Origin of the sequence: Massilia timonae (genome assembly GCF_001866515.1) — a bacterium.
Classification (GTDB): domain Bacteria; phylum Pseudomonadota; class Gammaproteobacteria; order Burkholderiales; family Burkholderiaceae_D; genus Telluria; species Telluria timonae.
Genome location: NZ_JRYB01000001.1, coordinates 3,754,995 through 3,776,407 on the forward strand (window position 1 = coordinate 3,754,995; position 21,413 = coordinate 3,776,407).

The window sequence follows — 21,413 nt, forward strand, 5'->3', positions numbered from 1 at the left end:
TTGGTGTGGAGACCACATTAGCATGGAACCATGCAGCTAACCCGATTGGAAAAAAATATATTCGCCGCGTTCGCCACCCGGGTGCTAGAGTGGCCAATGCGCACCCGAATCGACAGCCTGAACGCCATTCTCATCGACGCCATCGTGAGCAACCATCGCCCGCTGGGCATTCGATCCGCCGCCGACGCCCTGGCAAGCAATCATATATCGCTGGAGGTGGCCTTGCGGGTGCTGACCCGGCCATGGCAACGGCGCTGCGTGCATACCCGTGCTACGGTTTTCGGGCAACGGATAGCGCTCGACTGAGCAACGCCCCCGTGCGGGGCTGGCGCAGCGCAAGCATTGGCTCATGGTCGGAAAGACGGCATATGTATTACGGCGAACGTTTCAACAGCGTAACCCATGCCGCGGGCACGGCGGCGGCGGCCCTCGGTGGCGCGCTGCTGGTCGTCGTGGCGGCGCGCACCGGCGATGTGTGGAAGATCGTCAGCATCAGCGTCTACGCGCTCATGCTGCTGTTGCTGTACCTGACCTCGACGCTTTACCACAGCGCCCGTGGCGCTACCAAGGTAGTGCTCCGCAAACTCGACCATTGCGCGATTTACCTCATGATCGCTGGTACCTATACGCCGTTCACGCTGGTCACGCTGCGCGGCGCCGCTGGCTGGACGATGTTCGGCGTGGTCTGGAGCCTGGCCTTGCTGGGCATCGTGCAGGAACTCTGGTACCCCAGGCAGCGGCGCATCCTGTCGCTCGCGATCTACCTTCTGATGGGCTGGCTCGCCGCCGGGTATGCCAGACCTCTGGTGAATGCGCTCGGCGGTACTGGTTTTGCCTGGCTGGCGGCCGGCGGTGTGTTCTACACAGCCGGCATCGTGTTCTATGCCAATGACCACAGGGTGCGCCATGGCCACGGCATCTGGCATCTGTTCGTGCTGGCCGGTAGTATCTGCCACTATATCGCCGTGCTGGTGCATGTCGCCTGAAAACGGCGCGACGTTCAATGCGCCGTGCCGACCGGGGTTGCACGATGCGTGGAATGGCAGGCGGGAACGCGGCCCGACCTGTCTGGCGGACCTCCATGAAAAGCGCTGGCGGCCGGCTGGTACGGCGCGTATGATGAATCGCACCGGGGCTTGAAGCGTCGGCAACGCGCCTCTCCCGACGCGGCCCTCGTTCCGGTGGAGGGTGATGGAGGAACCATGTGCAGCAATGAACGTCAGCGTCGAACGGACGAGCCGACCGCCAACGCGGTTGCCCGCGGACTGAATATCCTAACAGCGCGTAATGGTGACCTGGCCAGTCGCTATATGCGCTACAAGCATGTGCCCGACCATGTGATCGAACGTGTTCTCGGCCATCCGCTCCTGCGCCGTCGGGAAAGCGTAGGACAGTCGATATCGGAAGCGATCACCCCGTCCTCACCCGGCGGCTAATGACACCGCAGCCATGGCCGCGGACCAACGCATGTGGAGGAGCAGCGATGACACGCACTACCGAACAGGGTCTGGAGGCAGAAATAAGGCAATTGCGCGCCGTGGTCACCATGTCGCGTGAACTCATGCAGGCCGATAAGGCCTCTGACGCGCTGGCGCTGGCTGGGCGGGCGATGACGGAACTCGCCGATGTCGACAGCGCCTTGCTGCTCGTGCGTGGAGAAATCAACGAATGTATCGAGTTCGACTGCAACGGTGAGCCACGCAAGGGGCCGCCTGATCCCGACTGGTACAGCATGGCGCTGGAGCGCCTGGACAGTGGTCCTGGAAAGGCTGTGATGGTAGCCCCTCGCACGATGCTGATGGGCGTGCCCTCCCCGCATGCCATGGCGGCGCTGGCCGCCGCCTGGACCGCCGATGCGGCGCCGAAGACATGGGTCGTGCGGCGCCGCCTGCTGGGCACGATACTCGAACTGGCCGTTGCGACGCTCGGCAGAATCCTGGAACGCACATCGCTCGAGACCCAGGTCGCCGTCCAGCGGCAGCAGATGGAGGGCAGCGCCGTGGCGCATGCCGACGAACTGGCGCGCCGCGACGAGTCTGAAGGCGCGGTGCGCACCCTCGCCCTGACCGATGTCCTGACTGGCCTGAACAACCGACGCGGCTTCTTCGTCCAGGCCGAGCACATGTTCAGGCTGGCCCGGCGCAAGCATGCCGGCTGCGCCGTCATCTATGCCGACATCGATGGCCTGAAGCTGGTGAACGATCAGCTCGGCCATGCCGCCGGAGACCGGCTGATCCAGGACGCTGCGGCCGTGCTGCGTGAATCGCTGCGCGACAGTGACGTGCTGGCGCGGTTCGGGGGCGACGAGTTCGTCGCATTCGTACTCGACGATGCGCACCCCGGCGCGATACTGGCGCGGCTTCGGGACAACCTGCACGCATTTAACCTGATGCAGGAGCGCACTTACTTGCTCGCGGTCAGCGCCGGGGCCGTGCAGTGTGATCCGGGCAGCGGTGCGGCGCTGCTGGACTATGTTCAGTTGGCAGACCGGGAGATGTATATTCACAAGCGCAGCTGCCTGCATTAGATGTCAGGCGCTACCCGCGCGTGCGCAATGTCGAGGGCGTGCCAGGTGCGCCTAGGCTGGAGGACGCTGGTCGCGCATCGCCTCCAGAACGGCATCGATGGCGACCGGCTTTGTCATGTGCACTGCGAAGCCCGCGGCGCTGCTTGCCGCCAGCGTGCGCGCATCGCCCCAGCCCGACACCGCGATCAGCATGGGCTTGCAGCCATAGCCGCCATCGCGGATGCGCGTGGCCACATCATGGCCGGATATGTCGGGCATGCCGATATCGCAGATGACGACATCCGGCATGAAGTCCCGAACCGCTTCCAGTCCCTCATGGCCGGAATACGCGGTTCTGGTCACGTAACCGTTAGCCTCGAGCAGCATCGCGAACATATTGGTCAGGTCGATGTTGTCGTCGATGACCAGCACCCGTCGAGGTAAGGAAGTCGTCATGTTGGAATGGTCCTGTTGAGGCGACGGACCAAAGTTCGACGCGGGTGAGGGCAAACCACCCTGATGTACAAGGATAGCATGCCCGGCAGACGCTCACGTTCAATTGTCAGGCAAAGCCTTACGGCATCGCGCGCACAGCCCGGCGCCAAGCCTCGCCGCGCTCCCGGCCGGACGGCTGTCAGCTGCACAGCATGGGCTGGCGCGGATAATCGACCCGGGGGCGATGGCCGACATTGTCGCCTGACAAGCTGGGCATGCCAGTATCCCTGGCACCGACGGCCGGCAAAATAAGGGCGGACGTCGCACGACCGTCCTGCTACACGGGTCCGGCAGGTCTGGGACGACGCGCACACTGTCCATGCTCCTACGCGGCATGACTGGGAAAGCGGCGAGAATGATTGTCAGACCAACGAAGAATGGATAGACGATGACAACCGACCGGAACGCGTTGCGCGAGCCGGGTTGGCCGGTTTCCTGCATGTGGGTGATCGACCAGATCGCATGCCCGGCATTTTGCTGCGCCAGGAATGGAGAGGTCGTGCACAGCAACCGTTCGGCGAAACGCTTGTGGGGCGAACACGTGCACATGGGCGAGCCCGGCAGGTGGGATGGGTTTGCCGCGCTATACGATGCTGGCGGCACTGCGCTGCAGAGGTCGGTCTCACCGGCCGCCCGAGCAGTTGCCACCGGGCATGCCCAGGCGCCATTCGAGTGCATCGCCGAATCGGCTGATGGCCAGCGGCGCCGGCTGGTGATCCATGCCCGTCCGGTCGTTGCGGATGGTGGCGAGGTCGTTGGCGTAGTCTGTTCGCTGACCGATATCAGCGAACGCTGCCGTCTCGAAAGCGAAGTCGACCACGCCGCGCAGAATCGGGACGTGTTCCTGCGCATCCTCGCCCACGAGCTGCGCAATCCGCTCGCGCCGATCATGAGCGTGGCCCAGACCATGGGCAGGATGGCGACCGAGCCCGAGATCGCGCGCATGGCCGGGATCGTCGAGCGGCAGACGCGTCAGCTTGCGCGTTTCATCACCGACCTGCTCGACGCCTCGCGCATCGAGCGCGCCTGCGATGTTCCGGTAGCGATCCGCGCGGCGACAGTGGGAGAGGTACTCGGCCTGGCGCGAGACGTGGCCGCCACGTCGATCGGCACACGCCGCCAGACGCTGCGTATCGATGTCGGTGACAGCGACGAACACGTCGCACTGCTGTGCGATCCTGAAAGGCTCGCGCAGGCGCTTGGAAATGCGCTGCTCAACGCAAGCGACTTCTCGGACGATGGCGCTTCCATTGCACTGTCCGCACGCACCGATGGCGCGCTGCTCGAGATTTCGGTGGAAGATGTAGGGATCGGTGCAGAGCGGCACCAGTTGCGCGACCTGTTTGTCCCGTTTCGCAAGTTTGCCCACCACCCTCGCCGGGTGTCTTCCGGCGCCGGAGTGGGGCTGGCGATCGCGAAAAGCGTCTGTGACGCCCACGGCGGCATGGTGTCGGCGCATAGCGCCGGGCCAGGGCAGGGGATGCGGCTGAAATTCGTCCTGCCGGTCGTCAACCTAGCCGGGACCGCCTAGAGCAAGGCGGGCTGCGTCCCTCTTGGCCGCCACGATGTCCATGGCGGGCAATTGCACTTCGAACGCGCTCCCGGCGCCGATGCCGACACTGTGCGCTGTCACTGAGCCGCCATGGGCTTCCACGAGGCTCTTGACCAGGGCGAGCCCGAGGCCGAGCCCCCCAGTCCTGCCATCCGGGCGCTCGGCCTGCGTGTACAGGTCGAACAGGTGCGGCATCAGCGCAGCCGGGATGCCGATGCCATCGTCGGCAACGCGCACCGCGACCGCGGCGTCGCGCATCGACACGGCTACTTCGATACGGCCACGTTCGGGTGTATAGCGGATCGCGTTCCCCAGCAGGTTGGCGACCACCTGCAACAGTCGCGTCCGATCACCTGTAACCAGGCATTGGTGCTCTGGCAACGTCACGACGATCGCGTGGCGCCGCGCGGCGGCAGACGCCTCAAGCTGTTCCACTGCCGCTTCGACGACGTGGCGCACATCCACCGGCGTCCGGTCCAGCGTCACGAGGCCGCGACTGACGCGGGAGATATCGAGCAAATCCTCCACGAGGCGACTCATGTGGCGCACCTGCCTGCCGACCAGCTGGCCGAGTTTTACGCTGCGGTGCTGGGAATCGGCATCGCCCTCGAGCAGTTGCGCGGCCATGGCCGTCGCTGACAATGGACCGCGCAGCTCGTGGCTTAGCACGGAGAGAAACTCGTCCTTGCGCCGGTCCGCCGACATCAGCGCTTCGGCCTTGTCGTGCAGCCTGGCATTGAGTGCGACGACTTCCTGGTTGGTGCGTTCGAGCCTTGCCGACACGCCAATCAGCTCATCCTGCTTGGCCTGCAGTGTGGCGAGGGCGTCCGTCAATTCGCGGTTCTGCTGGTGCGCCTCTGAAAGCGCAACATTGCCTGGTAGCGCATCCATATGGGCAACGGCGCTAGCGATGGCGTCGTCGTCCATGGCTTTTGCGGACTCAGGGAACGCACGGACCAGCGCGATGCGGGTGCCGCGGGAATCCGAGTCGATTGCCCAGGCGTCGACGAAGCGGCGAGCCGCCGCGAGGCCGCCACTGCCACGGGCCAGCAGGCCGGCAAGTCCGGGAATGCCCCGACCTGCGTCCTCGATGGCGACGATGAGCTGCCGTGATACTGCTGTCGTGGCAGTAAGGAAGCGGACCCTTCCGCCACCCGCATGCGCGACGGCGTTGCGTGCCAGTTCCGACACCGCGGCCGCGATGCGCGCCTGGTCATGCGCGCCGAAGCCGCACAAGGCGGCGACGTGGCGTGCTCGCAGGCGCGATGCAATGACGTCGAGTTCGTTATGAATGACGACCTCGAGCAGTGGTCGCAGGCTGCCGAAGCCGGCCAGCAGTGCATCGACCGGTCCCGGCATGGGAGCGTGTCGCATAAATGATCCTTGGATTCGTGGTAACTGCCGCTGGCAGCGCATGTGGGATAGCGGATACGGAGCGCAACTGCACAGCCGTCGCTTCGCGTATTTGATGTCAGCATTATCCTACAAGCCCGTCAGTTTCGTGTGGGCCGCATCTGTCGGCGTGGCAAATTGCCGACGGCTTCCAATTACTGCTATAGTCCGCTGCTGGAACAAGCAGGATCCGATGCCTTGACGGTCGGCGAACGATGTAGACGACCAACCCGACAAGGAGCTCCCGATGACGACAGCGAATCCGCTGGAATCTCTTGGTATACTTTTGCGCGAACATGGCCCTGCCGTACTGGCGAGCTGGCAAGCGTATGTGAAACAGCAGGCGCCAGGAAGTACCCGTGCCGGCATGGCGCGGCTGCCTGGCCAGTGCGAGACCCTGCTGGCAGCGCTGGCTGATGCCCTGCGCCCCGGGATCGCTGCAGATATCGCGCACAGCGCGTGGCAGGAAGTGCGTACTTTGCTCGACGAGATTGCTGCCGAGCGGGCACGTTCCGGCTCGACCCCTGTCGAGACGGCCACCTTCATTTTTTCGCTCAAACAGTCGCTGTTCAACTTGCTGAACGACGCGTTCGGGGACGAGCCCGTCGTCCTTGCCGATCTGGTGTGGCAAGCGTGCAGTCTGTTGGACCAGTTGGGCTTGTATTCGCTGGACGCTTTTCAGCGCGGCCGAGACCAGGTCATCGCGCGCCAGTCGCATGAACTCCTGGAACTGTCGACCCCGGTGATCGACTTATGGGAAGGCGTGCTGGCACTGCCGCTGGTCGGTACGTTGGACAGCGTACGCGCCCAGGTGGTCATGGAAAGCGTATTGCAGAAGATCGCCGACAGCGGAGCGACGGTCGCAATCATCGACATTACCGGCGTGCCGGCAGTCGATACGTTGGTCGCGCAGCATCTGATGCGCACGATCGCGGCGGCGCGCCTGATGGGCGCCGAATGCATGATTTGCGGCATTAGTCCGCAGATTGCGCAAACCATGGTGCACTTGGGTGTGGAGTTCTCCGGGGTGACGACCAGGGCAACGCTGGCCGAAGCGTTTGCGGTGTCGCTCCAGCGACGTGCAATGCGCGGTGCGTTCCTGCGAACAGGACTACCTGTCGATGCTACAGCGATGACCCACTGCATCGACATGCAATGAATCGCCCGGCTTTTGCGGAGGCAGGTTTGTATGATACGAGACGTGGACTTATCGCCAAAACGCAAGCTCATGTGGTAAAAAGTGTGGCTCTCAGCTAAGTCATTGATTTTATAGGTGCGAATACGCCCTGCAAAGCCGTGTAGACGGGTTCGACTCCCGTCCTCGCCTCCAGATCCTCATAGTACGGGCCCCGTTGGGGCCCGTTTGCATTGGGTTCAACACCGTTCGTTTCTTGCAACGCGTCCTGTTCATTTTTGGTACAGATTGATCAAGAGACGACCGCAGTCAAAAAAGTCGCAGTGTTGCACACCGGAGCCCGCCATTGGATGGGCCCGTTGGAACCAGCTTGCCCGGACGATGTTCTGCCGTGCACACTGACCCAACTACATTATGCGATCCTGTCGGGATTGGCTTAGCTTATCCCTATCATGGACTCGCAGGAACCTGACCAGCCAACTTCCGACACTTACGCACAAGCCCGGCTTCCTTTTCCGATCGTCGGTATCGGGGCGTCTGCCGGCGGCTTTCCGGCACTCGCCACGTTGCTCAAGAAGCTGCCCACGTCCCCGGGCATCGCGCTGGTCATCGTCCTCCACCTGCCGGTCGATCAGCAAAGCAACGCAGACCGCGTCCTGCAGCGCTCCACCCGCCTGCCGGTCGTGCAGGTGCATCATTCGATGCCGATCCTGCCCGACCAGGTCTACGTCGTTCCGCCAGCGCGCAGCCTGAAAATGGAAGACGGCCACTTGGTCCTGCACGAACTGAACAGCACACCGGGCGATCCGAAGACGATCGACATCTTCTTCCGCACGCTGGCCATGGCGCATCAGGAGAAAGCCGTCGGTGTGATCCTGTCGGGCATGGGTTCGGACGGCACCGCCGGCCTGGCGTGCATCAAGGAGCAGGGCGGCGTCACCCTCGTCCAGTCGCCCGCCGATGCCGAGCAACCCAGCATGCCGCAGTCGGCAATCGATGCCGGCATGGCGGACTTCGTGCTCGGGGCCGCCCAGATTCCGGCCAAGCTGATCGAATTGCGCGGCATCACGCAAGCGATCCGGGAACATGCTCGGCATGGCCATCCGCCGGCCGAGGTCAGCTTCGACATGGGTGCCGATCCGGAACAGACGCTGCAGGACGTGCTGTCGCTGCTGCAAGAACATACGGGCCACGACTTCCAGCAGTACAAGCACGCTACCCTGCTGCGCCGGCTGGAGCGGCGCCTGCAGGTACGGGGTCAACCGGATCTGCCCAGCTATCGCGATTTGCAGAGGCGCGACGCCAGCGAATCGCATGCCCTCTTCAAGGACCTGCTGATCGGCGTGACCCAGTTCTTCCGCGACCGCGAGGCCTTCCTGGTACTCGAGCACACGGTGGTGCCGCAAATCTTCCTGGGCAAGGGACCTGCTGATACGGTACGCGTCTGGGTGGCGGCCTGCTCGACCGGGGAGGAAGCCTACTCGCTGGCCATGTTGCTGGCCGACCATGCGGCCACGTTGGCCGACCCGCCCGCGATCCAGGTATTCGCTTCCGACATCGATGCGCAGGCGATCCGCACGGCACGGGCGGGCCTGTATCCCGCGGCGATCGCGCAGGACGTCCCGCTCGAACGCTTGCAGCGCTATTTCACGATCGAGAACGGGGCTTACAAGGTGCGCAAGGCCTTGCGCCGGCAGGTGCTGTTTGCCGAACACAACCTGCTGCACGATCCGGCTTTTTCCTCATTGGACCTGGTCAGCTGCCGCAACTTCCTGATCTACCTGAATACGGAGATGCACCGGCAGGTGCTGGGCACCTTCCATTTCGCGCTGCGTCCTGAAGGCTACCTCATGCTTGGCAGCGCGGAAACCGTGGACGATGCGTCCGACAAGTTCGCCACGGTCGATGGCGGCATGAAGCTATATCGGGCCAAGCCTGGGTCGAGGCCGCATCCGGCGCATCCGCCGGCCGCGGTGCCGCCTCGCGAAGCGCCGCATCCCCGCGCACTGCCGGTCGAGCGCGACCCGGCGCCGCCCGCCGGGCGCCTTGGTCGTGGGCGCCTCTTTTCCTTCGCCGAGATCCACCTGCACAAGGCGGCGGAACAGGCGCCGCCCAGCATCCTGGTCAACGGCAACGGGGAAGTCGTGCATATCGCGGCGCAGGCCAGCCGGTTTCTACGCCACGCTGGCGGCGAGCCCACGCGCGACCTCGTGTTGCTGGTCACTCCGGCCTGGCGGCTGGCGTTGCGCACCGCGCTGTTCCAGGCGCAGAAAAGCGGCGGCGAGGTCAGCACCGGCCCGGTCCGCTACGAGCAGGATGGCGGACAGCGTGCCGTCGACATGACGGTGCTGCCATTTCACGATGAGCATGCCGAAGGCCTGCTGATGCTGGTGAGCTTCCGGGAAACGCCTGGCATGCCCGTAAGCGTCGCGCCCGCCGACGTGCGCGACCAGTCGCTGCTGGAGCGGCTCGACGCGGAACTTCGCCACACCCGCAACCAATTGTTGGAAACCATGGACCAGGCGGAGCAATCGAATGCCGCACTGCGCACTACCGTGGAAGAGCTGAAGACCACCATCGAACAGCTGCGCTCGACGAACGGGCAACTCGAATGCGCACTGGAAAAGAAGCAAGCGGCCAGCGAGAAGTTCGAGATCGCCAACAACGACCTCACGCAGCGCCTGGAAGACGTGGCCAGATCCCATGACGATCTGAACAACCTGATCGCATCGTCCGACGTGGCCACCCTTTTCCTCGATCGCAAGATGCGCATCCAGCGCTACACGCCGCGCATCGCCGACCTGTTCAACGTCATCCCGGCCGACGTCGGCCGCCCGCTGCCGCACATCACCAACCGGCTCGAGAATGCCCACCTGGCCGAGGAAGCGGCACACGTGTTCGAGACGCTGCAGCCGCTGGAGCAGGAAGTGCGCGGCAAGGACGGCCGCGACTACATCGTACGCGTGCACCCGTACCGCACCGGCTCGCACCGCATCGATGGCGCGGTCATGAGCTTCTTCGACATCACCAGCCGCCGTGTCGCCGAAAAAGCCCTGCTCGAGAGCGAACAGCGCCTGGCGCTTGCCTTCGCCGCGGTCCCGGTCGGGATCTGCACCGTCGACACCGCCGGGAATACCGTCATCCTCAACGACGTCATGCGGCGCTTCCTGCCGACCCGCAGGATACCATCGCGCGATCCCGCAGAAGCGCCGCGCTGGCGCGGCTGGGACGCGTTTGGGGCGCCCGTCCAGTCCCATGACTTTCCGGGCGCACGCGCGCTACGGGGCGAGGACGTCGTGCCGGGCATGCAGATGCTGTACCTGGACCACGGCGGCAAGGAGACCTGGACCGAAGTGCGTGCGCAGCCGCTGCGCGACAGTGATGGCAAGATCACTGGGGCACTGACCGTGGTGATCGACGTCGACCGCCTGAAACGCAGCGAGGAAGCGGCGCGGCAAGGCGAGGAGCGCCATGCATTCCTGCTCAAGTTTGGCGATGCCCTGCGCGCTCAGCCAGATGAACAGTCGATCAGGGAACAGGCCGTCGACATGTTGGCCGAACACCTGCGTCTCGACCGGTGCTACATCAGCGAGGTGTTCGAGGAACAAGGAATATCGACGGTCGGCCCTGAGCGTATCCGGCCCGGCCTGCCGCCGATGTCAGGCATCTTCCAACTGGCAGACTATCCCGAAACGATGCTGCAGCTCGCAACGCAGCCCATGGTGATCCCGGACGTGACCGATGATGCGCGTTTCTCCGCATCCGAAAGGCAGTTGTTGGACAAATTACAGCTGCGGGCGTTGCTGGTAGCGCCATTGCGCAGGGGGCGCGGACGGGTCATCTGGGCCCTCGCGACCGCCATGGCGACGCCGCGGCGGTGGAGCGACGGCGAGCGGATACTTCTGGAAGAAGTTGCCGAGCGGACCTGGTCCGCCATCGACCGCATGCGCGCGGAACGGCGTGCGGAAAGTATTCTTGAACGCATGAGCGAGGCGCACTGCGTGCTCGGCCCCGACTACCATATCCTGGCCCTGAACGCCGCTGCCGAGCGCCAGCTCGGCAGGGAACGCGCGACGCTGCTCGGGCTGTCGTACCGGGAGGCCTTTCCGTGGACGGTCGACGGCCCGGTCGAATCCGCCTGCAGGCGTGTCGTCGAAGACGGCGTCGAACAGCATTTCAGCTGCCACTGGACGGGCGGCGGGTACGATGTCCGCCTCGAGATCGACGCCTACCCGACCGACGAGGGCGGCGTGGCACTGTTCTGGCGCGACGTCACCGAAAAGCTGCGTGCGTCGCAGGCACTGCAGGCGAGCGAAGAAAAGTACCGCACGCTGTTCAATGAAATGGACGAGGCCTATGCCGTGGTCGAGGTGTTGGCTGACGCAGAAGGCAACTGGCACGACTTCCTGTTCCTCGATGCGAATCCTGCCTTCATGCGGCACACGGGCATGCCCTATCCCGTGGGCCGCACCGCGACCCAACTTCTCGGCGCCCCGAATCCGCGATGGGCCAGGCTCTACGGGCGTGCCGTGGAAACGGGCGTGTCGATCCGCCTGGAAGAGAGTGAGCTGACGCTCGGACGCGTGTTCGATCTGAACATCTTCCGCATGGGCGGAGAAGGCAGTCGACGGGTCGCGGTGATATTCCGCGATGTCACCGAGGAGCGGCGCATCCAGCAGGCGCTGCGCCGCAGCGAAGAACGCTATCGCATGCTGTTCGAAGCCTCGCCGTTGCCGTTCATCGTCACCAAGCCCGACGCGCCGGACTTTACCGTCCTCGGCGTCAACGACGCCTATCTCGCGGCGACCATCCGGACGCGCGAATCGTTGGTCGGGCACGGCTTCTTTGAAGCATTCCCCGACAATCCAGCCCGAGGCATCCCGAGCGTCCTGCGCGCGTCATTTGAACGGGTGGTCATCACCCGGGAACGAGAGGTGATGCCTGTCATGAAATACGACATGGTGCGGCTGGATGGCGCCTCCGAGGAACGGTGGTGGATCCCGCTGCAATCGCCCGTGCTGGACGACGACGGCCAGGTGACGGCGATCATTCACAGTGCCACGGACATCACCGACATGCACCGCGCAGAGGTGGCTTTGCGCGCCAATGAAGAGCGGCAGGCATTCCTGCTGAAGCTGAGCGATGCGGTCAGACCCCTGACCAGCGTGGAGGAAATCCAGTCGGTCACGAACCAGTTGCTCGGGACCCAGCTCGGCGTGGACCGGGTGATGTTTGCCGAGGTCGAAGGCAAACCTGGCGCTGAGACCGGGTTCATCCGCACCCAGTATGTCCGGCAGGCGCAGGCCGGCCGCGCGTCGCTCAGTCGCTTCCCCGCGCACTTCGATTACCGCTCGTTCGGGGAGCACGCGATGGCGATACGCTATCGCGGAGATCTTCTCGTCGTCGCCGATATCGACGCGGGCCCGGACTTCATGGCAACCGAGCGGGCGGCCTGGGCGGCGGTCAACGTAAAGGCCGCCATCGTCGTGCCGCTCGCCCGGGGTGGCCGACTGCTGGCCGAGTTCGGCGTGCAAAGCGCCACGTCGCGCGACTGGACCGAGGCGGAGGTGTCGCTCGTTCGCGATGTCGGCGAGCGTACCTTGGCGGCAGTGGAACGCGCCGTCACCGCCGAGGATTTGCAGGAGAGCGAAGCGCGCTTCCGCGCGCTGGCAGAAGCCTCGCCGGCGCTGATCTGGCAGCTCGACGCCAGTGGCGAATTGAACTATTCGAACGGGCGCTGCCAAACGGTCATCGGTGCCAGCCTGGCGCAGTTGAGCGGCACCGGCTGGCACCGCGTACTGCATCCGGACGACGCGGCCGGGTACCTCAGCGTGCTGGCGCGCGCGCTGGACACGCAGGACGCCCTCCAGCAGCGCGTGCGGGTACGTACACAAGACAACCGCTATCGCTGGTTCGCATCCTACGCGCTGCCCTGGCATGCCGCCGACGGCCAGTTCCAGGGCCTGGTTGGCATATCGATCGATGTTGAAGAGGCGGTCGAGGCCGAGGAGGCGCTGAAGACAGCCGACCACCGCAAGGATGAGTTCCTCGCCACCCTGGCGCACGAGTTGCGCAATCCGTTGGCGCCGATCAGCAATGCGCTCCAGTTCCTGCGCTACCCGGAGGGCAAGCGCCGTGCCGACCGCCTGCTCGCAATGGTGGAGCGCCAGGTGCGGCACATGGTGCGCCTGGTCGACGACCTGATGGAGATAACGCGCATCAGCCGCGGCAAGGTGGATCTTCAGCGGGCGCCGGTCGCACTCGCCGACGTCCTGAACAGCGCAGTGGAGACCAGTTTGCCCTCATTCGAGCAAAAGCGTCAGCAATTGACGGTCGAGGCCACGGACGACATCTTCACGCTCTACGCCGGCAAAGTGCGCCTGACCCAGGTGTTCGCAAACCTGCTGAACAACGCAGCCAAGTACACCGCACCGGGTGGCAGCGCCTGGCTCACCGTTCGCCGCGACGGACAACAAGTCCGGGTCACGGTACGCGATACGGGAATGGGCATCGACAAGGAACAACTCCCGCTCATATTCGACATGTTCTCTCAGCCACATGGCAGGAAGGGGCATACGGACAGCGGCCCGGGCATCGGCCTTGCGATGGTGCGCAGCCTTGTCGAGCTACACGGCGGCACGGTGGGAGCGCAGAGCGAAGGTGCTGGACATGGCAGCGAATTCGTCGTCTGTCTGCCGCTGTCTGACTGCCCTGACGCCGCTTTTTGCGATGCCCAGGAACGCTTCGAGCAAGATGCGGCGATGCTCGGCGGCCGCCGTATCCTGATCGTGGACGACAACCGCGATGCCGCCGATTCCCTATGTCAGCTGCTGGCCGCGCGCGGGGCTGACGTCAGGGCAGTCTACGACGGCCGCAGTGCGATCGAATCTCTCGACGACGTCATACCGGATGCCATCGTGCTCGACATCGGAATGCCAGATATGGACGGTTATGAGGTGGCGCGCCGTATTCGTCTGGACGAGCGCGCAAAGCGTGTCCGGCTCGTCGCGTTGACTGGGTGGGGCCAAGCTGCTGACCGCCAACGTTCGCGGGCCTGCGGGTTCGACCATCATTTAACCAAACCGGCGGCAATCGACAGCTTGCTCAATATCCTCTCTGCTTCTTGAAAAGCTGCGTGACCGGCTGCGAACTGAATCGTCCCGGTTTGCGTGCAGATATGGATTGGCTTGATGTCCATAATGTTTTCGTAAAGGGCAATGAGCGCGATACGGCTCCAGATAGCCGGTCCGCACCTCGCAAGACCTACGATCTATTCATCGCTATCTGATGATTTTTCAGATGTTTGCGCCTGATATACGCTTCGACCTCGGCCACGATTTGTTCTACCGAGACAGTGGTGTTCAGACCGCTACCTTGTTTGTCGAAGCTTGTGGTTAACCATTCTTGATAGGATGTCAGGGTCGTGAACTGGCAGACATGGGCCAATAAGTCACGTCCAGCTACCTCGCCTCTTGCATACGCATTGATCATGGTCATATCGTAATGCTCTATCCCGATGCCTTCGGCAATGACGGCATTGAGCATGTGTGCAACCCGCCGGCCACGCATGCTTCGAAACTTGGATGACATTCTTGCCAGATGAGTGGATGACGCTGCTTGCATGGTAGATGGCTGTGATAATTGGTGAGATTTCAGAGCCTAGCTTAGTTCCGTCTACCGCCATCCACAAGGGACATAAGTACCTGATGGAAACATCAATCTGCCGGATTAGCGGGCGATGAGTAACTTCCACGACCAATCCTTGGCCACGAGCTGCGGGCGCAAGTGCACCAGACCTTGAAACCAGCGTAGCGCCGGAACGTGAATAGCCGGTTCGACATGTCGACCGAAAGAGCGGGCTTGGCCGTCCGACCGCGCTAACAAGATGCTATTGTCTTGCTTTTACCGGCCGGCCATGTCATCGACCTTTCTTTAATGCAAGATATCACCCGAATTCAACCACCTGCTGCAAGCCTCGGCTTCCTGGCGGGCGGCGCAGCCATGGGAGCGGTTTTCCGAAGCTTCGACTGGACGTCTACACCGCTCGGCGCTCTGGACACATGGCCACAGTCGCTTCGAACCGTCGTCAGCATCATGCTCAATGCGCACCATCCCATGTGCGTCGTCTGGGGGGCTGAGCTGCTCCTGCTCTATAACGATGGCTATCGTGAGATTCTTGGCGCGAAGGCGTCAGACCCATCGCAGGTCCTTGGCAAGCCGTTCGAGCAGGTCTGGCCCGACATATGGGACCAGATCGGCCCCATCCTGGCGGCAACGATGGAAGGTGAAACCCTGTGGTTCGAAGACCAGGAATTCGCCCTCACCCGCAATGGCTTCGTGGAGCAGGTCTTCGCGAGCTTCTCGACCAGCCCGATACGTGCCGAGGCTGGTGAAATCGCTGGGGTGTTCTGTGTTTGCAGCGAGACCACCCGGAAGATCCGTTCTCAGCAGGACCGCCTGCGATTGCTCGACGCGATCGGTGAAGCGACCCGCCTTGCCGACGAGCCGCAGGCCATCATGGAACACAGCACGCGGCTGCTCGGCGAGTACCTGAAGGTGACCCGGGTCGCCTATGCCGACCTGGAGCCGGACAACGATCGCTTCACCATCCGCCACGACTGGCGGGTCGAAGGAGCGATCAGCACGGTGGGCGTTTATTCGCTCGACCTGTTCGGTTCGCGCGCCACGTCCAATCTGCGCATCGGCCGCACGCTCATGATCGATGATGTCGATCGTGAGTTGACGGCGGACGACGGGGCGAACATGTTCAACCAGATCGGCATCAAGGCGATTATCTGCTGCCCCCTGGTCAAGCAGGGCCGGCTCGTGGCCATGATGGCGGTGCACCAGGAGCGGCCGCGTACCTGGAGCGCGGACGATGTGGCGCTGGTGGAGACCGTGGTCGACCGCTGCTGGGCCCACATCGAACGGGTGCGCTCGATGGAGGCGTTGCGCGAAGCCGACCGACGCAAATCCGAATTCCTGGCCACCCTGGCGCACGAGTTGCGCAATCCGCTCGCCCCGATCCGCAATGCGCTCGAATTGCTGCGCCTGAGCGGGGACAAGCCGGCGATGCTGGACAGAGTGCGCGGCACGATGGAGCGCCAGGTCGACCAGATGGTCCATCTCATCAATGATTTGCTGGATATCGCACGCATTTCCAGCGGCAAGATGGTCCTGCAGATCGAGCGCGTCGACATGCAGTCGGTCATCGCGAGCGCAGTCGAAACCAGCCTTCCCCTGATCGAGGCAGGGGGACACGAACTCGCGCTCGACCTGCCGGATGCTGCGATCTGGGTCGATGTCGATACGGTGCGCCTGAGCCAGGTGCTCAGCAACCTCTTGTCGAACGCGAGCAAGTACACGCCCCAGCATGGCCGGATCGGCATTTCGGCGCGTATCAGTGGCGACGCCGTGGTCATCGACGTGTCGGATACCGGCATCGGGATCGCGACCCATGATCTGGAGCGGGTGTTCGACATGTTCTCCCAGGCGCCCCACAGCATCGGGATATCGAAAGGTGGGCTCGGCATCGGCCTGTCCCTGGTGCGCCGCCTGGTGTCTCTTCACGGCGGGAGCGTCAGCGCATCCAGTGCGGGCGCTGGCCATGGCAGCACGTTCACCATTCGCCTGCCGTGCATGTCAGCCGCCCCGGCAGGCACGCCAGTTTCAGTCGCAGAGCCACCGGGCGTCGCGGCGAATGCCGTCCAGCTGCGCATACTCGTGGCCGACGACAATGCGGATGCCGCGGACACCCTGTCATTGGTGCTGCGCGAAAAAGGGCATGAGGTGCATGTGGCGTATGGCGGAGAGGACGCCGTGCGAATGGGAACCTCTATCGTGCCGGACCTTGTCTTTCTCGACCTCGGCATGCCTCACATCGACGGCTACGAAGCGGCGCGCGCCCTGCGCGCGCTGCCCGCGCTTGCTGAAGCCAGGCTGGTGGCCTTGACCGGCTGGGGTGCGCAAGAGGATCGGGCGCGGACACGCGCCGCCGGCTTCGACGCCCATCTGCTCAAGCCGGCCATGCCGGAGGCGCTGGATGCTGTTCTGGCCTCGGCCATTGAGCGAAGCCGGGATCGGCGTCGTCATTCATGACCTGGATTCACCAGCTCATGTAAACATATCGTTTGTCACCGGTGAGCGCGATATGGAGAATGCCGTATTCTTCATCACCCGCCGGCGCGCCATCGATGAAATTCCTGCGCAGGTGGAGACGCGCGCGGGGGAACGCCTGGCATCGACAACAACAGGCTGTTCGTGAAAAAAACAACGATCGCAGTGCCGCTTCTTTGTGCACTGGCATTTCCGGCATTCGCCGATGAGGCAATGTCTATTTATGGCGTGATCGACATGGCGCTGGTGCGCGAGGCGGGCGGCAAGGACGGCGCCCTGACCAGGCTCACCAGCGGCGTGCCCATGGGCTCGCGCCTCGGCTTCGGTGGCAGCGAGGAGCTGGGCCGCGGCGTCAGGGCCTTGTTCCTGCTCGAGAACGGCTTCCAGGCCGACACCGGAGAAGTCGGGCAGGGAGGCACATTGTTCGGCCGCCAGGCCTGGGCCGGACTACAGGGGCCGTTCGGCAGCGTGCTGGTTGGGCGCCAGTACACGCCGCAATACGCGACCGCGGTGATGGCCGATCCTTTCGGTTCCGGCTATGTTGCCGACAGCAAGAACCTGGTGGCCACGAGCGGGAATGCCTTCAGCCGCATGGACAATACCGTCAAGTACCTGTCGCCGTTCAAGGCCCAGGGCGTCACGGTCGAACTGGCGGCGGCGCCGGGTGAAGCCGGCGCCGCTGGCGGGCGCCAGCTGGGTGCGGCGCTCGATTGGCGCGCCGGCGCGCTGCGCCTGCGCCTCGGCCACCACGACCGCGACAACGGCAGCGCCGGCGCCAACGGGCGCAACACGCTGCTGGGCGCGAACTACGACGCCGGGATCGTGACACTGTACGCCGCCTACGGGCGCAATCGCGGCCTGAACAGCGCCGTGCTGCGCAACACGTCCAACCCGTTCGGGCGCGCGCGGGCGCCCGCGGCCTCCCGGGACAGCATCGACCGGCTGATCGGCCTGCTGCTGCCGTTCGGCCCATACGCGCTGATGGCGTCGCTGATCGACAAGGACGACCGCGGCGAGGCCGACCAGGATGCGCGCCAGTACGCACTCGGCCTGCGTTACGCGCTGTCCAGGCGCACCGAGCTGTACGCGGTGCACTCGCGCATCGTCAACCGCAACGGCGCCGGCTACACCGTCGGCAACGCCAGCGAGTCGGGCAGCGGCGACCGCGCCAGCTCGCTTGGCGTGCGCCATTCATTCTGAGGCGCCGGCGCCCGCCGCGGCCATATGTGGCGCGCCGCGCGCCAGCTCGCCGAGCAGCCAGCGCTTGAACAGGGCGGTGGCGGTATCCTGTTCGAGGCTGTGCGGATGCACCAGGTAGTGCGCCACGTAGCGTACCGTGGTGCTGCGCCCGATCAGCGGCGCCACCAGCCGGCCGGTGGCCAGTTCGCGCTCGGCCAGCAGGGTCGATTCCAGCGCCACCCCGAGGCCGTCGACCGCCGCCGCGATCGACATTGAGCTGCGGTCGAACGCCAGCGCGAAGTCGCCCGGCGTGGCCAGCCCGTTGGCGCTGAACCAGCCGCCCCATTGCACCGACTGGCCGTCGCTCTGGATCAGCGGCGCCTGGTACAGGTCGCGCACCGACCCGATCGTCGCCGCCAGCGCCGGGCTGCACAACGGCGTGAGTTCTTCGACCACCAGCGGAATCTGCGCGTGACGTGACGGCTGCGGGACGCCGTACACGATGTCGATGTCGTGGCGGTCGTCCTCGAAGGTCGCGTAGTCGGTGTCGGCCGACACCTGCAGGGCGATGCCGGGATGGGCAGCCATGAAACCGGTCAGGCGCGGCATCAGCCACTGCACCGCGAAGGTCGGCGCGGTGTGCAGGCGCAGCGGCGCCACCCGCTGCTCGGGCTGGGCGCGCTGGAAGCCGCGCCGCATTTCCTCGAATCCGCGCTGCACGTGCTCGAGCAGCAGCCGGCCTTCGCGCGTCAGTTCCAGGGAGCGCGTGGTGCGCACGAACAGCGTCATGCCCGCGCTGTCCTCGAGCTTGCGGATCGCGTGGCTGACGGCGCTCGGCGACAGGTCGACTTCGCGTGCGGCGGCGGCGAACGAGCCCGTGCGGCCAGCCGACTCGAACACCCGCAAGGCCGTCAACGGCACCCGGCGAAACTGCTTGATTAGTGAATTAGATTCACCATCCGGCGTAAATATTTCCTTTGTGGCAGTCATCTGTTTTGCGTGAAAATAAAGATCAGCCTTCAACAAGAAAGGCGCGCATCGGTGAACATTTTGCATGAAATCGCCGAGTCCAGCGCCTTCTTATCCACTTTTCGATCAGGGGAGACCATGCCCGATTCCGGCGACCAGGTCGCATCTACCGCATTCCAGACAATCCGCGCCCATGCCTGGCGCATGCGTCGCTTCGCCCTGCGCATGGGCGAAGTGCAGGGCCAGGGCTACGTCGGCCAAGCCCTCGGCTGGGCCGACGTGCTGGCCGTGGCATATTGCCACGCCATGAACCTTCGCCCGGCCGAACCAGAGTGGGAAGGGCGCGACCGCTTCCTGCTGTCGCACGGCCACTACGCCATCGCCCTGTACGCCGCATTGTTCGAGGCGGGAGTGCTGCACGAGGACGAACTCGAAACCTATGGCTCGGACGATAGCCGCCTGCCGATGTCGGGCATGGCCACCTATACGCCGGGGATGGAAATCTCGGGTGGTTCGCTCGGCCAGGGCCTGGCGATCGGCGTCGGCCAGGCGCTGGCGCTGCGCATGAAGGGCAGCAGCGCGCGCGTGTTCAATTCGATGTCCGATGGCGAACTGGACGAGGGCGCCGTGTGGGAAGCGGCCATGTCGGCCGCGCACCACAAGCTGTCCAACCTGATCAACCTGGTCGACATCAACCGCCAGCAGGCCGACGGTCCGTCGCACGACATCCTGCAGTTCGAGCCGCTGGTGGACAAGTGGCAAGCCTTCGGCTGGCACGTGCAGCGGGTCGACGGCAACGACCTGGCGGCGGTGATCGCCGCCTTCGACACCGCGCTCGCCTTCGAGGGCGAGCAGCCGCGCGTGATCCTGTGCGACACGCTGATGGGCAAGGGCGTGCCGTTCCTGGAGCAGCGCGAAAAGAACCATTTCATCCGGGTCGAGGCCGACGAGTGGCAGCGGGCCCTGGCCGACCTCGATGCCACCTACGCCGAATGGAGCCGCGCATGAATCCCGTCCCGACCGCAGAACACGGCAAGCCGGCCAAGCCGCGCCTGACCACCTCGGCGATGATCGCCTCGATCGCCTCCGAAGGACAGCGCACCCAACCGGCCCCGTTCGGCCATGCGCTGATCGAGGCGGGCAAGCGCGATCCGCGCATCGTCGGACTGACCGCCGACCTGGCCAAGTACACCGACCTGCACATCTTCGCCCGTGAATATCCGGAGCGCTTCGTGCAGATGGGCATGGCCGAGCAGTTGCTGATGGCGGCCGCCGGCGGCATGGCGAAGGAGGGGTTCATCCCGTTCGCCACCACCTACGCCGTGTTCGCCACCCGCCGCGCCTATGACTTCATCCACCAGGTGATCGCGGAAGAAAACCTGAACGTCAAGATCTGCGCCGCGCTGCCGGGCCTGACCACCGGCTACGGTCCCAGCCACCAGGCCACCGAAGACCTGGCCCTGATGCGCGCGATCCCGAACATGACGGTGATCGACCCCTGCGACGCGCTCGAGACCAGCCAGTGCGTGGCCGCGATCGCGCGCCATGAAGGCCCGGTCTACATGCGCCTGTCGCGCGGCCGGGTGCCGCTGGTCCTGGACGACTACGATGGCCAGTTCGAGATCGGCAAGGCCAGGCTGCTGCGCGATGGCAAGGACGTGCTGGTGATCTCCAGCGGCCTGATGACGATGCGCGCGCTCGAAGTGGCGGACAAGCTGGCGCAGGATCGCATCGAGGTGGCGGTGCTGCATGTGGCCACCATCAAGCCGCTCGACGTCGACACCATCGTGGCGCAATGCCGGCGCGCAGGGCGGCTGGTCGTGGTGGCCGAGAACCACAGCGTGGTCGGCGGCCTGGGCGAAGCGATCGCGCTGGCCCTGCTGCACGCGCGGGTCCAGCCCGAGTTGCGCCACGTGGCGCTGCCGGACGCGTTTCTCGACGCCGGCGCGCTGCCGACGCTGCACGACCGCTACCGCATCTCGCTCGAGGCGATGGCGGCCGACGTCCGCGCCTGGCTGGGCTGACGCCAGCGCGAATGCCAGGCCCGGCTGGCAGGCAGGCAGGCGCCG

15 protein-coding genes are annotated in these 21,413 nt (G+C 64.6%); 11 read left to right on the forward strand and 4 right to left on the reverse strand.

Annotation, left to right across the window (positions count from 1 at the left end):
* The first annotated feature begins 96 nt into the window (after positions 1-96).
* The 4 genes from LO55_RS16215 to LO55_RS16225 all read left to right on the forward strand — a co-directional run bounded on the left by LO55_RS16215 (position 97) and on the right by LO55_RS16225 (position 2,527).
* Positions 97-306, forward strand: coding sequence for a hypothetical protein (locus LO55_RS16215; RefSeq protein ID WP_143054537.1), 210 nt, complete (start codon positions 97-99; stop codon positions 304-306).
* Between the two features lie 62 nt (positions 307-368).
* Positions 369-986 carry a PAQR family membrane homeostasis protein TrhA gene (gene trhA / locus LO55_RS16220; protein WP_071362248.1) on the forward strand — a complete coding sequence of 206 codons (618 nt, stop codon included), beginning with the start codon at positions 369-371 and terminating at the stop codon, positions 984-986.
* 216 nt (positions 987-1,202) lie between these two features.
* The gene (locus LO55_RS25935; protein ID WP_083415361.1) at positions 1,203-1,436 is read left to right on the forward strand and encodes a hypothetical protein; all 234 of its coding nucleotides are present in this window, start codon (positions 1,203-1,205) and stop codon (positions 1,434-1,436) included.
* Between the two features lie 47 nt (positions 1,437-1,483).
* Positions 1,484-2,527 carry a GGDEF domain-containing protein gene (locus tag LO55_RS16225; protein ID WP_071362249.1) on the forward strand — a complete coding sequence of 348 codons (1,044 nt, stop codon included), beginning with the start codon at positions 1,484-1,486 and terminating at the stop codon, positions 2,525-2,527.
* 51 nt (positions 2,528-2,578) lie between these two features.
* Here LO55_RS16225 and LO55_RS16230 read toward each other — a convergent pair whose 3' ends face one another.
* The gene (locus LO55_RS16230; RefSeq protein ID WP_083415362.1) at positions 2,579-2,962 is read right to left on the reverse strand and encodes a response regulator; all 384 of its coding nucleotides are present in this window, start codon (positions 2,960-2,962) and stop codon (positions 2,579-2,581) included.
* Between the two features lie 427 nt (positions 2,963-3,389).
* On the opposite strand from LO55_RS16230, the gene LO55_RS16235 reads away from it, so the two are divergent.
* On the forward strand, positions 3,390-4,532 hold the full coding sequence (locus LO55_RS16235) for a PAS domain-containing sensor histidine kinase (protein ID WP_071362251.1): 1,143 nt from the start codon (positions 3,390-3,392) through the stop codon (positions 4,530-4,532).
* Here LO55_RS16235 and LO55_RS16240 read toward each other — a convergent pair.
* Entirely contained in the window at positions 4,515-5,927 is a 1,413-nt protein-coding gene (locus LO55_RS16240) for a sensor histidine kinase (protein WP_071362252.1), read from the reverse strand. The genes LO55_RS16235 and LO55_RS16240 overlap by 18 nt on opposite strands.
* A 265-nt stretch (positions 5,928-6,192) precedes the next feature.
* On the opposite strand from LO55_RS16240, the gene LO55_RS16245 reads away from it, so the two are divergent.
* Together LO55_RS16245 and LO55_RS16250 are read left to right on the forward strand one after the other, a co-directional pair.
* A complete protein-coding gene (locus LO55_RS16245) occupies positions 6,193-7,104 on the forward strand; it encodes an STAS domain-containing protein (RefSeq protein ID WP_083415364.1) in 912 nt (303 codons plus the stop codon).
* Between the two features lie 428 nt (positions 7,105-7,532).
* A complete protein-coding gene (locus tag LO55_RS16250) occupies positions 7,533-14,207 on the forward strand; it encodes a PAS domain-containing protein (RefSeq protein WP_083415365.1) in 6,675 nt (2,224 codons plus the stop codon).
* 136 nt (positions 14,208-14,343) lie between these two features.
* On the opposite strand, the gene LO55_RS16255 is transcribed toward LO55_RS16250, so the two are convergent.
* Positions 14,344-14,625 carry a hypothetical protein gene (locus tag LO55_RS16255; RefSeq protein ID WP_071362255.1) on the reverse strand — a complete coding sequence of 94 codons (282 nt, stop codon included), beginning with the start codon at positions 14,623-14,625 and terminating at the stop codon, positions 14,344-14,346.
* A 390-nt stretch (positions 14,626-15,015) separates the two neighbouring features.
* Between LO55_RS16255 and LO55_RS16260 the strand changes: the two genes are divergently transcribed.
* The gene (locus LO55_RS16260) at positions 15,016-17,178 is read left to right on the forward strand and encodes an ATP-binding protein (RefSeq protein ID WP_229410156.1); all 2,163 of its coding nucleotides are present in this window, start codon (positions 15,016-15,018) and stop codon (positions 17,176-17,178) included.
* Between the two features lie 183 nt (positions 17,179-17,361).
* A complete protein-coding gene (locus LO55_RS16265) occupies positions 17,362-18,396 on the forward strand; it encodes a porin (RefSeq protein ID WP_267873257.1) in 1,035 nt (344 codons plus the stop codon).
* Here the strand turns inward: LO55_RS16265 and LO55_RS16270 are convergent.
* Complete coding sequence (locus LO55_RS16270; RefSeq protein WP_083415367.1) at positions 18,388-19,365, reverse strand: LysR substrate-binding domain-containing protein; 978 nt, start codon at positions 19,363-19,365, stop codon at positions 18,388-18,390. The genes LO55_RS16265 and LO55_RS16270 overlap by 9 nt on opposite strands.
* A 117-nt stretch (positions 19,366-19,482) precedes the next feature.
* On the opposite strand from LO55_RS16270, the gene LO55_RS16275 reads away from it, so the two are divergent.
* Both LO55_RS16275 and LO55_RS16280 read left to right on the forward strand, forming a co-directional pair.
* Complete coding sequence (locus LO55_RS16275) at positions 19,483-20,352, forward strand: transketolase (protein ID WP_071362258.1); 870 nt, start codon at positions 19,483-19,485, stop codon at positions 20,350-20,352.
* Positions 20,349-21,368 carry a transketolase family protein gene (locus tag LO55_RS16280; protein ID WP_071362259.1) on the forward strand — a complete coding sequence of 340 codons (1,020 nt, stop codon included), beginning with the start codon at positions 20,349-20,351 and terminating at the stop codon, positions 21,366-21,368. The genes LO55_RS16275 and LO55_RS16280 overlap by 4 nt, the downstream gene beginning before the upstream one ends.
* Positions 21,369-21,413: the final 45 nt, after the last annotated feature.

Bases quoted from the DNA above. Each gene is read 5' to 3' on its own strand.
- LO55_RS16255 (WP_071362255.1), bottom strand. From the start codon at position 14,625: ATGCTCAATGCCGTCATTGCCGAAGGCATCGGGATAGAGCATTACGAT.
- LO55_RS16250 (WP_083415365.1), top strand. From the start codon at position 7,533: ATGGACTCGCAGGAACCTGACCAGCCAACTTCCGACACTTACGCACAA.
- LO55_RS16225 (WP_071362249.1), top strand. From the start codon at position 1,484: ATGACACGCACTACCGAACAGGGTCTGGAGGCAGAAATAAGGCAATTG.
- LO55_RS16270 (WP_083415367.1), bottom strand. From the start codon at position 19,365: ATGACTGCCACAAAGGAAATATTTACGCCGGATGGTGAATCTAATTCA.
- trhA (WP_071362248.1), top strand. From the start codon at position 369: ATGTATTACGGCGAACGTTTCAACAGCGTAACCCATGCCGCGGGCACG.
- LO55_RS16240 (WP_071362252.1), bottom strand. From the start codon at position 5,927: ATGCGACACGCTCCCATGCCGGGACCGGTCGATGCACTGCTGGCCGGC.
- LO55_RS16230 (WP_083415362.1), bottom strand. From the start codon at position 2,962: ATGACGACTTCCTTACCTCGACGGGTGCTGGTCATCGACGACAACATC.
- LO55_RS16280 (WP_071362259.1), top strand. From the start codon at position 20,349: ATGAATCCCGTCCCGACCGCAGAACACGGCAAGCCGGCCAAGCCGCGC.
- LO55_RS16235 (WP_071362251.1), top strand. From the start codon at position 3,390: ATGACAACCGACCGGAACGCGTTGCGCGAGCCGGGTTGGCCGGTTTCC.
- LO55_RS25935 (WP_083415361.1), top strand. From the start codon at position 1,203: ATGTGCAGCAATGAACGTCAGCGTCGAACGGACGAGCCGACCGCCAAC.
- LO55_RS16275 (WP_071362258.1), top strand. From the start codon at position 19,483: ATGCCCGATTCCGGCGACCAGGTCGCATCTACCGCATTCCAGACAATC.
- LO55_RS16245 (WP_083415364.1), top strand. From the start codon at position 6,193: ATGACGACAGCGAATCCGCTGGAATCTCTTGGTATACTTTTGCGCGAA.
- LO55_RS16260 (WP_229410156.1), top strand. From the start codon at position 15,016: ATGCAAGATATCACCCGAATTCAACCACCTGCTGCAAGCCTCGGCTTC.
- LO55_RS16215 (WP_143054537.1), top strand. From the start codon at position 97: ATGCGCACCCGAATCGACAGCCTGAACGCCATTCTCATCGACGCCATC.